Origin of the sequence: Nonomuraea sp. NPDC049625 (assembly GCF_040675285.1) — a bacterium.
GTDB lineage: Bacteria > Actinomycetota > Actinomycetes > Streptosporangiales > Streptosporangiaceae > Nonomuraea > Nonomuraea angiospora_A.
The window spans coordinates 1-14,026 of sequence record NZ_JBFAOQ010000014.1 but is presented as its reverse complement, the minus strand read 5'-3'; the positions used below and the strand labels follow the sequence as shown (position 1 = coordinate 14,026).

The window sequence follows — 14,026 nt, the reverse complement described above, 5'->3', positions numbered from 1 at the left end:
CGGCTCAGACGTCGTCGCCACGCATGCGGCGATCGAGGTCACGCAGGAAGTCGGGGTCGTCGTCCGGCCCCTTGGGCATGCCCGGACCAGGGGGCACCGGCCACGCGGCGCGCGGGGCCCGCGGGCGGCCGCGCGCCATCCAGACCAGACCGCCGAGCACCGGGATCAGGACGACGATCAGGATCCACAGGGCTTTTGGTACGTTCCGAACCTCATCTTCCGGTGCGGTGACCACGTCGAACAGCGAGAAGAGCCAGAAGACCAGCAGCGCCAGGCCGATCAGTACACCTGCCATTCCTGAACTGTAAGCCATCCGCGACGTGATCGTGCTTCCCGATGTCCCGTTTCAGGTGACTAGGGGAAGACATGCGTCGTACCGTGGAGGCCGATGCGGCGAAGTCGCCGGACTCCACGGGCGTTGAGAGGTGCGATGGCCTTTTCTGACTCCAAGGCGTCTGGTGACAAGGGCCGGCATCGGCGCGGCCGTTGGTGGCGGCGCGGATCGTACCTCTTCTCGCGGCGCGGCGAGGCGCCCCCCGACGCGGACCGTTCCGTCTGGTTCAACGCCCGTGAGAAGCCCTTTGAGAGCCGCGCGGACGCCAAGGCACGCAAGAAGCGCGGGCGGGGGCCCGACGTGCCCAGAGGCCAGCCTGAGCGACCTGGAGAGCGCGAGGGATCGAGATGGCCGGGTAATGAGCGGGGTGAGCGGATGGCGTGGCCGGGCGACGAGGTACGACGGCCCTCCGAGACGAGCTGGGACGGGTTCTCGTTGCGCGAGCGCGGCGAGCGACTGCCGGCCGCCGTGGTCGAACGCCCCCGCTACACCTGGTACGACTTCGAGCTCGACGACCAGCCCAGGGCCCAGCCCAACCGGCCCGGCATCCCGTCCATGGGCGACGGCCTGCGCCACTGCGGCAAGCTGGAGTCCATCCTGCACCGCCAGTGGGACGCCAGGCAGGGACCGCCGTCGGCGGACGTCGTACGCGCCGTGGAGAGCCTCGCCCGCCTGCCGGAGCGGCTGAAGGAGAAGCTCGCGGCCGGGCTGGAGGGCATCTACGTCGGCCGCGGCGGCGTCCCGGACCTCGACGACATGGGCTACTTACGCGGCGCCCCGCTCCCGTCGGGCCGCGCCACCTGGGACATCTGCGCGGGCGCGTACGGCGACCGGAAGATCGTCGTGGGTGACCGCCCGTCACCGACCCCGGACGTTATGATGCACGAGGTCGGCCATGCCATCGACGACATCGACTCGGCGTACGGCGGCTGGGTCTCCGACTCCCCTGAGTTCGTCCGCCTCTACGACACGGCCATGCCGCTGCTGGCCTCGACGTTCCACCGCCAGGGCGGGGGGCTCGGCCGTAAGGAGTTCTTCGCCGATGCCTTCGCCGCCATCGCCTCCCGCCAGCGTCCGGCCCTCGTGGACATGCTCGGGGGAGACACGCGGATGGCGCTGGACATCATGCTCTTCTTCAACCGGCGCTACGGAATCTAGGTGATCGGACATGTACGTCATCCGGCTCGCGGACGGGACCCTGCGCGTGCCGCAGAGCCTGACCAGCGAAGACGGGCGTCTGATCGGGAACGCGTACGTCGAGGTGCTGCCCGGTGACCCGGACTACGACCAGTTGTTGCCGGAGGCGCTGACAGAGGAGGAGCTGGCCGAGCGCCGCAACGAGTGGGAGAAGGAGAACGACGAACTGGAGCGTGAGTTCCTGGCCTTCAAGGCGCGGCAGGAGGACGCCTGAGGCGACCAGACAGGCGCCAACCACGGTCGGCGGTTGGCGCCGCCTCATGCTGCCGGACGGAAGTGTGGCCGAAAGCACGCGAACAGTGGGGCGCGCCGGCGGTGATCCTGCCGTCGCAGGATCACCGTCTGCACGGTCAGACGCGCGGGGACTCACCTGCCGGCCTGTCGGCCGTCAAAACGTCCTCGCCACGTAGAAGGGCGTGCACTTCCGACTCGCGGAACCGCCGATGCCCTCCGGGGGTGCGGATACTGCTGATGCGGCCTGCCGCAGCCCAGCGTGTAACCGTCTTTGGGTCTACCCGGAAGAGGGCGGCAACCTCTCCTGGGGTCAGCAGACGCTCGCTGCTACTCTCCACCAATCTCTCCCCCTCGCATCCCGCTTCCTGCCAGCGGGCGGACAGGTAACCAGTGTGTCGAGCGAAGCCTGATTTATCCGTGGTTTTCTGCAAAGATCACGGGTTGTTATCAGCTGACTGCCCGATTGTTATATGATAGAGCCTCTTTGGGGCTCTCGTGGGTGTTTCTTTACGAAACTCCCTGACTGGGAACAGTAGCATCGCTCGCGTTCGATGCGAAGAGCGACCGGTCCACGGGTCCGAGTAACCTCGAACCTGTGCCTCCTGTTCTCGTTTACACACTGTCGCGCATCGGCATCTTTGCGGTCACTCTCGGGGTGCTGTGGCTGCTCGGCCTGCAAAACCCGTTCGTGCTGATCCTGGTGTCTTTCTTGATCAGCGGCATAGCGAGCTACGTCCTGCTCAGCAAGCAGCGTGATGCCGTGAGCGAACGCATCAGCAACAAGATCGACCGGCCGAAGCCGCAAGACGACTAGGGCAGGGGGAACATGCCAATCCGGGCATGGTACTCCCGTCCGAGTCGGGTTGTGTCGCTACCGACAAGTAGTCCACTGCGATGCGCGTAAAACGCCTTCACACCGATGCCGCGCTCCCGTGTGGGATTCCAACTGAGGGCCATTCCCGTAGTCGGATGAATGGCGCTGATCCCCGGGCGTGAGACCGCTCCGGGGCCGGCGGAGTCACGCCCCTGCGGATTGTTCAGCCAGCGCTGATGCCCGCCGACGTAGACCGCCGCGCCCGTCACGGAAACCGCGTAGAGCGAGTCGCCTCCGGTGGCGTTCACCCAGGTCGGCCTGATGGTGGAGCCCTTGGAGTACGTCTCGAACCTGGCGGCCGTGTCGCACATCCCGCCCTTGGGGCCGCCGGTGGTGACGACCGCGAAATAGTGGCCGTCGGGTGAGAAGTCCAGGCCGCGCACGTACGAGGGGAACTCGCTCATGCACGGGCGCGCGTACGCCTCTGTCCGCCAGGGCGCGAGCCTGGCGGTGGGGCCGCTGATGTCGATGAGCCCGAGCTGCGGCCTGGACTGGCCGGCGAGCGTGGTGAACGAGCCGTCCACGGCGAGCCGGTAGCGGGTGGCGGCGATCGCGTAGACCTTCACCCTGGGCGTCAGCGATCCGCCGGGCGTGATGCCGAACGCCGGGTCGGCCGCGCCGGTCGTCGCGTCGATCCTGGCCAGGGCGGTGCGCGGGCTGGTGAAGTCGCCGCCCACGTAGAGCTTGGAGCCCAGCCTGGCCAGCGTGGAGACCATGCCGCCGCCGATGTGCGGCGCGAAGCCGGTCACCAGCGTGCCGTCGGAGAGCTTGAGCCTGGCCAGCGACCTGGCGGGGGAGTCGTTGACGCCGATGAACTCGCCGCCGACGTAGACGGTGCCCTGGTCGCCGGCGGCCAGGCCGTACACGGGGCCGGGGACGATCGGCGCGAAGCCCGGCAGGACGCGGCCCGTGGTCAGGTTGTAGGCGAAGAGGTTGGAGCGCGGGTAGGCGGTGGTGCGGGCGGCGTCGCTCACCTCGCTGAACGAGCCGCCGACCACGACGGTGTCGCCGACGACCGTGATCGCGTTGACGATGCCGTCGAGCACGTGCGGGGTGTTGTCTACCGGGTCGGCCGAGACGACGCCGAAATGCGCCGTGGGAGCCGAGGCGATGATCGCCGCAAGGGCGACACGGGCAAGCATTCGCCAAGTTTTAGCAGACGTTCAGTAGTCTCGTGGCTACTTTCCGTTGAATGTCGTGTTCACGGCCCTGGGAACGGGCCTGGAGGGCCTCCCATAGTCTTGGCCTATGACGCGCGCTCAGTTGGACAAACAGCCGGACGAGGTCGCCGCGATGTTCGATCGCACCGCCCGGCGCTACGACCTGGTCAATGACGTGATCTCCCTCGGGCAGGTCAGGATGTGGCGCAAGGCGGTGGCCGCGGCCATCGACGCGGGCCCCGGGGAGCTCGTGCTCGACCTGGGCGCCGGCACCGGCACGTCCACCGACGCGTTCACCACGCTGGGCGCGCGGGCCATCGCGTCCGACTTCTCGCTGGGCATGCTCCGCACCGGCGTGCGCCGCCACGGCGGCAACGCGCTGTCGGGTGAGGGGGTGCCCTTCATCGCGGGCGACGCGCTGCGCCTGCCGTTCGCCGACGACGCGTTCGACGCGGTGACGATCTCGGTGGCGCTGCGCAACGTGCACGACACCCGGCAGGCGCTGCGGGAGATGCTGCGCGTCACCAGGCCGGGCGGCCGACTGGTGATCTTGGAGTTCTCCCACGTGACGTTCGAGCCCTTCGATCTCGTCTACCGCGAATATCTGATGAAGCTGCTGCCAAAAGTGGCCAAGGTGTTCGGCTCGAATGACGATTCCTATGAATATCTGGCTGAGTCGATCCGGGATTGGCCCGACCAGCGCACACTGGCCCGGACCATTCAGGATGCCGGCTGGGAGCGGGTCGCCTGGCGCAATCTCACGATGGGCATCGTCGCCCTGCACAGAGGGTTCAAGGCGGCGTGAGACCACACGCGACACACCGTTCCTCTTGGATCACAGAACAGCACCCCGACTGCCACTATGTACTGGAAAAGCAGTAGACTGCGGGCCGACAAGTTTGTGAAGGGGTTCACAAAGGAACGAAGGCAGCACACCACCCCCAAGGCCTTCGAGCGTGTAGGACAGGACAGTCCAGTGACCGTGCCAACAGCCACCCGCCGAGCGCAGGAGCTCGTCGCGAGAGAGCGACGAAGGAGCCAACGAGTGGCGAAGCGGGCGCGACCATGAGCCCCGAGCGCAGGAGCTCGTCGCGAGAGAGCGACGAAGGAGCCAACGAGAGGCGAAGCGGGCGCGACCATGAGCACAGTTGACGCTGACGTCATCGTCGTCGGCGCAGGTCCCGCCGGTTCCGCGACCGCCTGGTACCTCGCTCAGGCCGGACTCGACGTGCTGCTCCTGGAGAAGACCAGGTTCCCTCGCGAGAAGGTCTGCGGCGACGGCCTGACACCGCGGGCGGTCAAGCAGCTGCTCAACATGGACGTCGACGTCGACGCTCCCGGCTGGGTCAGGAACAAGGGGCTGCGCGTCGTCGGCGGCGGCCTCCGCTTCGACCTCGACTGGCCCCAGCTCGAGCGCTTCCCGGACTTCGGCCTCGTACGCACCCGCCAGGACTTCGACCAGATCGTCGCCGCCAACGCGGTCAAGAACGGCGTGCGCCTGATGGAGGGCGTGACCGTCACGGGGCCCGTCCTCGACGACCGCAGCGGCCACATCGTCGGCGTGACGACCAAGGACGGCCGCGAGTACCGCAGCCGCGTGGTGGTGGCCGCCGACGGCAACAGCACCCGGTTGGCCCTGGGGATGGGGCTGCACAAGCGCGAGGACCGCCCGATGGGCGTGGCGGTGCGGACGTACTTCGAGAGCCCGCGCCACGACGACGACTACCTCGAGATCTGGCTGGAGCTGTGGGCGCAGGAGAAGCTGCTGCCCGGCTACGGCTGGATCTTCGGCGTCGGCGACGGCACCGCCAACGTGGGCCTCGGGCTGCTCAACACCAGCGCGCAGTTCAAGAACATCGACTACCGGGACCTGCTGCGGACCTGGTGCAAGGCCATGCCTCCCGAGTGGGAGTTCACCGAGGAGAACATGACGGCCCCCATCCGCGGCGCCGCGCTCCCCATGGCCTTCAACCGGCAGCCGCACTACACGCGCGGCCTGGTGCTGGTGGGCGACTCGGGCGGGTCGATCAACCCGTTCAACGGCGAGGGCATCGCCTACGCCATGGAGACCGGTGAGATCGCCGCGGAGGTCATCGCCAAGGCCCTCAGGGGCACCACCCCCGCGGACCGGGAACGCGCTCTGAGGACCTATCCTCAAGTGCTGAAGGACGCCTACGGCGGATACTTCACCCTGGGCAGGCTGTTCGTCGAGCTCATCGGAAAGCCGGGCGTGATGAGCTTCGGCACCAGGCACGGTCTCCCTCACCCGAGGCTGATGCGCTTCGCCATCAAACTCCTTGGTAATCTCACCGACCGGCGAGGCGATGCGTCAGACATGATCATTAACGCTCTCTCGAAGGTCGCCCCACCAGCATGAATCTCAGAACTGACAGATCCGGCTGCGCGCCCGCGCGCGCGGCGACTCCGGAGGAGGCGTAGCGATGGACCTTTACGTGCCCATCCTGGTGCTCGCCGTTCTCGCGGGGGGCTTCGCGATCTTCTCGGTCGCCATCGCTCCCTTCACCGGCCCCAAGCGCTGGAACCGCGCCAAGCTTGACGCCTATGAATGCGGCATCGAGCCGACGCCCCAGCCCGTCGGTGGCGGACGGTTCCCGCTCAAGTACATGGTCACCGCGATGCTCTTCATCGTGTTCGACATCGAGATCATCTTCCTCTACCCATGGGCGGTCTCGTTCGCGCCGCAGACGAACGACGCCGGCCAGGTGCTCAGCTCCGGTCTGGGGCTGTTCGCGCTCGTGGAGATGGTGCTGTTCATCGTCACCGTGCTCGTCGCCTATGCGTACGTGTGGCGCCGCAAGGGTCTGGACTGGGACTGAAAATGGGACTTGAAGAGAAACTCCCCAGCGGGTTCATCCTCAGCACGGTCGAGGCGGCCGCCGGATGGGCACGCAAGAACTCCGTGTGGCCCGCCACATTCGGCCTCGCCTGCTGTGCCATCGAGCTGATGGCCACCGGCGGCCCCCACTACGACCTGGCGCGCTTCGGCATGGAGCGCGCTTCGGCGTCTCCTCGCCAGGCCGACCTCATGATCGTCGCCGGCCGCGTCTCGCAGAAGATGGCGCCCGTCCTGCGGCAGATCTACGACCAGATGGCCGAGCCGAAGTGGGTCATCTCCATGGGCGTGTGCGCCTCCAGCGGCGGCATGTTCAACAACTACGCGATCGTGCAGGGCGTCGACCACGTCGTGCCCGTCGACATCTACCTGCCGGGCTGCCCGCCGCGGCCCGAGATGCTGATCGACGCGATCGTGAAGCTGCACGACAAGATCCAGAACATGAAGTTCGGCGCCCACCGGGCCAAGCAGATCGAGGAGCTCGAGCTGCAGGCGCTGCGGCCGCTGCCGCTGATCGACCAGGGAGCCTCGAAGTGACCTCGCCCGACAACCTTCCCGGTAGCCCGGAAAGCGGTGAGACCCCCGAGGCCGCGGTTCCCGCCATCCCCGAGGCGCCCATCGCCCGGCACGGCATGTTCGGCACCCAGGACTCCGGCGACACCTCCGGCTACGGCGGCCTCGTCGTGCGCCGGGCGCCGCAGCTGTCGACGCCCCGCCCGTACGGCGGCTACTTCGACGAGGTCGTGGACGGCCTGGCGCTCGACGACGCCATCGAGCGCGTGGTCGTCGACCGCGGCGAGCTGACCCTGCACGTCAAGCGGGACCGGCTGGTCGAGGTCTGCCAGAAGCTGCGCGACGACCCGGCCCTGCGCTTCGAGCTCTCGCTGGGCGTCACCGGCGTGCACTACCCGCACCTGACGGGCGAGGAGCTGCACGCGGTCATCCACCTGTGCTCGATCACCTACAACCGCCGCGTACGCGTCGAGGCCAGCGCTCCCGACTCCGACCCGCACATTCCATCGACCGTGGGCGTTTACCCTGGTCACGACTGGCATGAGCGTGAGGCGTACGACTTCTTCGGGATCATCTTCGACGGTCACCCCGCGCTCACCCGGATCATGATGCCGGACGACTGGGACGGCCACCCTCAGCGCAAGGACTACCCGCTCGGCGGCATCCCGGTCGAATACCGCGGCGCCACCATCCCCGCGCCCGACCAGAGGAGGAGCTACTCGTGAGCACCGCTTATGACGAGGCGACCGAGGGCAAGGTCTATTCGGTCAACGGCGGCGACTGGGACGAGGTCGTCACCGGAGCGCGCGACACCGAAGAAGAGCGCCTGGTCGTCAACATGGGCCCGCAGCACCCGTCCACGCACGGCGTGCTCCGCCTGGTCCTGACCCTCGACGGCGAGACGGTGACCGAGGCGCGCAGCGTCATCGGCTACCTGCACACCGGCATCGAGAAGAATATGGAATACCGGACGTGGACCCAGGGGACCACGTTCGTGACCCGCATGGACTACCTCTCGCCGATCTTCAACGAGACCGCCTACTGCCTGGGCGTGGAGAAGCTGCTCGGCATCGAGGACCGCATCCCGGACCGGGCGCAGGCCATCCGCGTGATGATGATGGAGCTCAACCGGATCTCCTCGCACCTGGTCGCGATGGGCACGTTCGGCATGGAGCTGGGCGCGACCACGCCGTTCCTCTTCGGCTATCGCGACCGCGAGATGATCATGGATCTCTTCGAGTACATCACCGGTCTGCGCATGAACCACGCCTACATCAGGCCGGGCGGCGTGAGCGTCGACCTGCCCGCGGGCGCGGTCGACAAGGTCGGTGAGTTCCTCAAGGAGATGCCCAAGCGGATCAAGGACATCCGCAAGCTCCTCGACGCCAACCCGGTCTACGTGCGCCGCACCAAGGACGTGGCCTACCTCGACCTGACCGGCTGCATGGCCCTGGGCATCACCGGCCCGATCATGCGCGCCGCCGGGCTCCCGTGGGACCTGCGCAAGTCGCAGCCCTACTGCGGCTACGAGACGTACGAGTTCGACGTCGCCACCGAGCGTGGCTGTGACGTCTACTCGCGCTACCTCGTGCGCATGAAGGAGATGGAAGAGTCCCTCAAGATCATTGAGCAGGCGCTCGACCGCATCGCCGGCCCGCTCAAGGGCGACCCGGTGATGATCGAGGACAAGAAGATCGGCTGGCCCGCGCAGCTCGCGCTCGGCCCCGACGGGTTCGGCAACTCGCCCGACCACATCGCCCACATCATGGGCTCCTCGATGGAAGCGCTCATCCACCACTTCAAGCTGGTGACCGAGGGCTTCCGGGTGCCGGCCGGGCAGGCGTACGCCAGCATCGAGTCGCCCAAGGGCGAGCTCGGCGCCCACGTGGTCAGCGACGGCGGCACCCGCCCCTACCGCGTGCACTTCCGCGAGCCGTCCTTCTGCAACCTGCAGGGTTTCCCCGCGATGGCAGAGGGCGGCCAGGTCGCCGACGTGATCGCCGCGGTGGCTTCTATCGACCCCGTCATGGGAGGTGTGGACCGGTGACTTATTCACCGGAGATCCGGGAGCGTCTGGAGCGAGACGCCAAGGAGATCATCGGGCGTTACCCGAAGACGCGCTCCGCACTGCTGCCGCTGCTCCACCTCGTGCAGTCGGAGGACGGCTACGTCTCCGACGACGGGCAGGAGTTCTGCGCGGAGATGCTGGGCGTCAGCAAGGCCGAGGTCACCGGCGTCGCGACCTTCTACACGATGTACAAGCGCAAGCCCGCCGGCGACTACCACGTCGGCGTGTGCATCAACGCGCTGTGCGCGGTCATGGGCGGCGACCAGATCTGGGACGAGCTGTCCGAGCACGTCGGCGTCGGCCACGAGGAGACGACCGCAGACGGCAAGATCTCGCTGGAGCGCCTCGAGTGCAACGCGGCCTGCGACTTCGCCCCCGTCATGATGGTCAACTGGGAGTTCTTCGACAACCAGACCCCCGAGTCGGCCAAGCAGCTCGTCGACGACCTGCGTGACGGCAAGGACGTGCGGCCGACCCGCGGCCCGAAGAAGCTCTGCAGCTTCAAGGACGCCTCGCGCGTGCTCGCCGGCCTGCCCGACGACCTGGCCGGCGACGGCCCGTCGGCCGCCGGCGCCTCGCTGGAGGGCCTGAAGGTCGCCAAGGCCAACGGATGGAAGGCCCCCGAGGCATGAGCACGACTTTGACACCGGTCCTGACCGCGAACTGGGACCAGCCCAACTCCTTCACCATCGACGTCTACGGCGAGTACGAGGCGGCGAAGAAGGCGCTGGCCATGGACCCCGACGCCGTGATCCAGGCGGTCAAGGACTCGGGCCTGCGCGGCCGCGGCGGCGCGGGCTTCCCCACCGGCATGAAGTGGGGCTTCATCCCGCAGGGCGACGGCAAGCCGCACTATCTCGTCGTCAACGCCGACGAGTCGGAGCCGGGCACCTGCAAGGACATCCCGCTGATGATGGCCAACCCGCACTCGCTGGTCGAGGGCATCATCATCACGGCCTACGCGATCCGGGCCAACCACGCCTTCATCTACGTGCGCGGCGAGGTGCTCCACGTGATCCGGCGGCTGCACGCGGCCGTGCGGGAGGCGTACGAGAAGGGCTACCTCGGCACCGACATCCTCGGCTCCGGCTACGACCTCGAGCTGGTCGTGCACAGCGGCGCCGGCGCGTACATCTGCGGCGAGGAGACGGCGCTGCTCGACTCGCTGGAGGGCTTCAGAGGTCAACCGCGACTCAAGCCCCCGTTCCCCGCCGTGGCGGGCCTGTACGCCTCGCCGACTGTCGTGAACAACGTCGAGTCGATCGCCAGTGTTCCCTCGATCATCGGCAACGGCGCCGACTGGTTCGCCGGGATGGGCACCGAGAAGTCCAAGGGCTTCGGCATCTTCTCGCTGAGCGGCCACGTCACCAGGCCCGGCCAGTACGAGGCGCCGCTCGGCATCACGCTGCGCGAGCTCCTCGACATGGCGGGCGGCATCAGGGCCGGTCACCAGATCAAGTTCTGGACCCCGGGCGGCTCCTCCACGCCGATCTTCACCGACGAGCACCTCGACGTGCCGCTCGACTTCGAGGCGGTCGGCGCCAAGGGCTCCATGCTCGGCACCCGCGCCCTGCAGATCTTCGACGAGACCACCTGCGTGGTCCGCACGGTGCTGCGCTGGACCGAGTTCTACGCCCACGAGTCCTGCGGCAAGTGCACGCCGTGCCGCGAGGGCACGTACTGGCTCAAGCAGGTGCTCAAGCGCCTGGAGAAGGGCCAGGGCACCGAAGAGGACCTGACCACGATCACCGACATCGCGGACAACATCCTGGGCCGCTCGTTCTGCGCCCTGGGCGACGGCGCGACCAGCCCGATCCACTCCTCCGTGAAGTACTTCCGCGACGAGTACCTCAAGCACTTCGAGATCGGCGGCTGTCCGTTCGACCCGAAGAAGTCCACTCTCTGGGGTGAGCAGTGACAGTCGTAGAGACCGAGACGAACCTGGTGACCCTGACCATCGACGGGTTCCAGGTCAGCGTGCCCAAGGGCACCTTGATCATCAGGGCCGCCGAGCTCCTGGGCATCCAGATCCCCAGGTTCTGCGACCACCCGCTGCTCGACCCGGCGGCCAACTGCCGCCAGTGCCTGGTCGACATCCCCGACGCGGGCAACGGCCGCGGCTTCCCCAAGCCGCAGCCGTCGTGCGCGATCGAGGTCGCCGAGGGCATGGTCGTGCAGACGCAGCTCACCTCGCCGGTCGCCGAGAAGGCGCAGCGCGGGGCCATGGAGCTGCTCCTCATGAACCACCCGCTCGACTGCCCGGTCTGCGACAAGGGCGGCGAGTGCCCCCTGCAGAACCAGGCCATGTCCAACGGCCAGGGCGAGTCCCGGTTCCAGGAGCAGAAGCGGACCTTCCCCAAGCCGCTGCCGCTGTCCACGCAGGTGCTGCTCGACCGCGAGCGCTGCGTCCAGTGCGCCCGGTGCATCCGCTTCTCCGACCAGATCGCCGGTGACCCGCTCATCGAATTCTTCGAGCGCGGGGCCAAGGAGCAGGTGCGCACCGCCGAGGGCAAGCCGTTCAACTCCTACTTCTCCGGCAACACGGTGCAGATCTGCCCGGTCGGCGCGCTGACCGGCGCCGCCTACCGGTTCCGGGCCCGCCCGTTCGACCTGGTCTCCACGCCGAGCGCGTGCGAGCACTGCGCCGCCGGCTGCGCCCAGCGCACCGACCACCGGCGCGGCCGGGTCACCCGCCGCCTGGCGGGCAACGACCCGCAGGTCAACGAGGAGTGGAACTGCGACAAGGGCCGCTGGGCCTTCACCTACGCCCAGCAGCCCGACCGGCTGAAGACGCCGCTGGTCCGCAACGAGGAGGGCGTGCTCGTGCCCGCCTCGTGGCCGGAGGCGCTGGCGGTGGCCGCCGAGGGCCTGGCCAAGGCCCGCGGCAAGGCCGGCGTGCTGGTCGGCGGCCGGGTCACGGTCGAGGACTCGTACGCGTACGCCAAGTTCGCCCGCCTGGCCCTGGGCGGCAACGACATCGACTTCCGCGCCCGGCCGCACTCCGCCGAGGAGGCGCAGTTCCTGGCCCACGCGGTGGCCGGCAAGGGGATCGAGGTCAGCTACACCGACCTCGAGAAGGCCCCCCACGTGCTGCTCGTCGGGTTCGAGCCCGAGGAGGAGTCGCCGATCGTCTTCCTGCGCCTGCGCAAGGCGTGGCAGAAGAAGGGCCTCAAGGTCACCTCGATCGCCCCGTTCGCCTCGCCCGGCCTGGTCAAGATGGGCGGCACGCTCATCCGCACCGCGCCCGGCACCGAGGCCGACGCGATCGGCGACCTGGTCGGCACGCTGGCCGAGGGCACGATCGTGTTCGCCGGCGAGCGCCTGGCCACCGTGCCCGGCGCCCTGTCCGCCGTGGTGCGGCTCGCCAACGCCTCCGGTGCCAGGCTCGCCTGGGTGCCGCGCAGGGCGGGTGAGCGCGGCGCGGTCGAGGCCGGCGCGCTGCCCAACCTGCTGCCGATCGGCCGCCCGGTCGACGACGAGACCGCCAGGGCCGAGGTCGCCAGGGCGTGGAACGTGGCCTCGCTGCCCGCCACCCCCGGCCGCGACACGACCGGCATCCTGGAGGCCGCCCGCGCCGGTGAGCTGGACGCGCTGGTCGTGGCCAGCGTCGACCCCTACGACCTGGCCGACCCGGCGGCGGCGCTCGACGCGCTCGAGCACACGCCGTTCATCGTCAGCCTGGAGATCCGCGCCAGCGCCGTCACCGACCGCGCCGACGTGGTCCTGCCCGTCGCCGCGGTTCAGGAGAAGGGCGGCACGTTCGTCAACTGGGAGGGCAGGGGCCGCTCGTTCGAGGCGCCGCTGAAGGTGCCCGGCCTGCAGAGCGACCTGGCCGTGATCGGCAACCTGGCCGACCGGATGGACGTCCACCTGGGCCTGCCGGACGCCAAGGCCGCCAGGCGGGAGCTGTCCGGCCTGGGCGCCTGGCGCGGCAGCCGCGTCACCGCCCCGCACACCGCCACCCGCGCCCAGGTCGCCCCGGCGGCCGGCGAGGCGCTGCTGGCGACCTGGCACCTGCTGCTCGACGAGGGCAGGCTGCAGGACGGCGAGCCGTACCTGGCGGGCACCGCCCGCGCCGCCGAGGCGCTGGTCTCCGAGAGCACGGCGGCCGAGCTCGGGGTCGCGGACGGCGACAAGCTCGTCGTCGGCGACAGCGTCACCCTGCCCGTGCGCGTCGCCGACCTGCCGGACCGGGTCGTCTGGGTGCCTGCGAACTCCGGCGGCTGCTCGGTCACCCGTGACCTGCACGCGGTGGCCGGCGACATCGTCACCATCGGGAGCGCCTCATGACCCACGTTCTCGCGGCCGATCCCACCCTCGCCGACTTCGGCAAGGACCCGCTGTGGATCACCATCATCAAGGCCGTGATGCTGTTCGCCTTCCTGATGCTGGGCATCCTGTTCGGCGTCTGGTTCGAGCGCAAGCTGATCTCCAGGATGCAGAACCGGTACGGCCCCAACCGGGCCGGCAAGTTCGGCCTCCTGCAGTCGGTGGCCGACGGCCTGAAGATGGGCCTGAAGGAGGACCTCTTCCCGCGGACCGTGGACAAGGTGCTCTACCTGCTGGCCCCGGTCATCATGGTGGTCCCGGCGTTCCTGGCCTTCTCGATCGTGCCGTTCGCGCCGATGGTCAACCTGTTCGGCGTGCAGACGCCGCTGCAGATGGTGGACCTGCCGGTGGCCGTGCTGTTCATGCTCGCCATGGGCGCGGTGTCGGTCTACGGCGTGGTGCTGGCCGGATGGTCGTCGCGCTCGCCGTACGCACTGCTGGGCGGTCTTCGGTCGGCGGCGCA

The 14,026-nt window shown here is 68.7% G+C and carries 16 protein-coding genes; 13 read left to right on the top strand and 3 right to left on the bottom strand.

What is annotated here, in order from left to right; all coding sequences use genetic code 11:
- Positions 1–4: 4 nt before the first annotated feature.
- Positions 5–295, bottom strand: a complete 291-nt coding sequence (locus AB0J87_RS44230) for a PLD nuclease N-terminal domain-containing protein (protein WP_185069979.1) — start codon at positions 293–295, stop codon at positions 5–7.
- A gap of 414 nt (positions 296–709) precedes the next feature.
- Between AB0J87_RS44230 and AB0J87_RS44225 the strand changes: the two genes are divergently transcribed.
- Positions 710–1,492, top strand: a complete 783-nt coding sequence (locus AB0J87_RS44225; RefSeq protein WP_225963881.1) for a hypothetical protein — start codon at positions 710–712, stop codon at positions 1,490–1,492.
- A gap of 10 nt (positions 1,493–1,502) precedes the next feature.
- Complete coding sequence (locus tag AB0J87_RS44220; protein WP_350739826.1) at positions 1,503–1,745, top strand: hypothetical protein; 243 nt, start codon at positions 1,503–1,505, stop codon at positions 1,743–1,745.
- Positions 1,746–1,881: 136 nt separating this feature from the next.
- Here the strand turns inward: AB0J87_RS44220 and AB0J87_RS44215 are convergent, their stop codons facing one another.
- Positions 1,882–2,103 carry a BldC family transcriptional regulator gene (locus AB0J87_RS44215; RefSeq protein ID WP_026214226.1) on the bottom strand — a complete coding sequence of 74 codons (222 nt, stop codon included), beginning with the start codon at positions 2,101–2,103 and terminating at the stop codon, positions 1,882–1,884.
- 257 nt (positions 2,104–2,360) lie between these two features.
- On the opposite strand from AB0J87_RS44215, the gene AB0J87_RS44210 reads away from it, so the two are divergent.
- Positions 2,361–2,579, top strand: coding sequence for a DUF4229 domain-containing protein (locus AB0J87_RS44210; RefSeq protein ID WP_350739829.1), 219 nt, complete (start codon positions 2,361–2,363; stop codon positions 2,577–2,579).
- Here AB0J87_RS44210 and AB0J87_RS44205 read toward each other — a convergent pair.
- Complete coding sequence (locus AB0J87_RS44205; protein ID WP_363976737.1) at positions 2,576–3,781, bottom strand: hypothetical protein; 1,206 nt, start codon at positions 3,779–3,781, stop codon at positions 2,576–2,578. The genes AB0J87_RS44210 and AB0J87_RS44205 overlap by 4 nt on opposite strands.
- 106 nt (positions 3,782–3,887) lie before the next feature.
- Here AB0J87_RS44205 and AB0J87_RS44200 point away from each other — a divergent pair, with 106 nt between their 5' ends.
- The 10 genes from AB0J87_RS44200 to AB0J87_RS44155 form a co-directional block, all read left to right on the top strand.
- Complete coding sequence (locus AB0J87_RS44200) at positions 3,888–4,604, top strand: demethylmenaquinone methyltransferase (protein ID WP_363976734.1); 717 nt, start codon at positions 3,888–3,890, stop codon at positions 4,602–4,604.
- Between the two features lie 333 nt (positions 4,605–4,937).
- Entirely contained in the window at positions 4,938–6,176 is a 1,239-nt protein-coding gene (locus AB0J87_RS44195) for a geranylgeranyl reductase family protein (protein ID WP_355210271.1), read from the top strand.
- Between the two features lie 64 nt (positions 6,177–6,240).
- Positions 6,241–6,636, top strand: a complete 396-nt coding sequence (locus tag AB0J87_RS44190; protein ID WP_185069986.1) for an NADH-quinone oxidoreductase subunit A — start codon at positions 6,241–6,243, stop codon at positions 6,634–6,636.
- 2 nt (positions 6,637–6,638) lie between these two features.
- Positions 6,639–7,190, top strand: coding sequence for an NADH-quinone oxidoreductase subunit B (locus AB0J87_RS44185; RefSeq protein ID WP_185069987.1), 552 nt, complete (start codon positions 6,639–6,641; stop codon positions 7,188–7,190).
- Positions 7,191–7,285: 95 nt separating this feature from the next.
- A complete protein-coding gene (locus AB0J87_RS44180) occupies positions 7,286–7,891 on the top strand; it encodes an NADH-quinone oxidoreductase subunit C (RefSeq protein WP_355210288.1) in 606 nt (201 codons plus the stop codon).
- Positions 7,888–9,213 carry an NADH-quinone oxidoreductase subunit D gene (locus tag AB0J87_RS44175; RefSeq protein ID WP_350739839.1) on the top strand — a complete coding sequence of 442 codons (1,326 nt, stop codon included), beginning with the start codon at positions 7,888–7,890 and terminating at the stop codon, positions 9,211–9,213. The genes AB0J87_RS44180 and AB0J87_RS44175 overlap by 4 nt, the downstream gene beginning before the upstream one ends.
- Entirely contained in the window at positions 9,210–9,866 is a 657-nt protein-coding gene (nuoE, locus tag AB0J87_RS44170) for an NADH-quinone oxidoreductase subunit NuoE (RefSeq protein ID WP_350739842.1), read from the top strand. The genes AB0J87_RS44175 and nuoE overlap by 4 nt, the downstream gene beginning before the upstream one ends.
- The gene (nuoF, locus tag AB0J87_RS44165) at positions 9,863–11,152 is read left to right on the top strand and encodes an NADH-quinone oxidoreductase subunit NuoF (RefSeq protein ID WP_350739844.1); all 1,290 of its coding nucleotides are present in this window, start codon (positions 9,863–9,865) and stop codon (positions 11,150–11,152) included. Before nuoE ends, nuoF begins: the two co-directional genes overlap by 4 nt.
- Entirely contained in the window at positions 11,149–13,524 is a 2,376-nt protein-coding gene (locus AB0J87_RS44160) for an NADH-quinone oxidoreductase subunit G (protein WP_363976727.1), read from the top strand. The genes nuoF and AB0J87_RS44160 overlap by 4 nt, the downstream gene beginning before the upstream one ends.
- The coding region (locus AB0J87_RS44155; RefSeq protein WP_363976724.1) for an NADH-quinone oxidoreductase subunit H at positions 13,521–14,026 on the top strand (506 nt) is incomplete at its 3' end. The genes AB0J87_RS44160 and AB0J87_RS44155, both read left to right, overlap by 4 nt.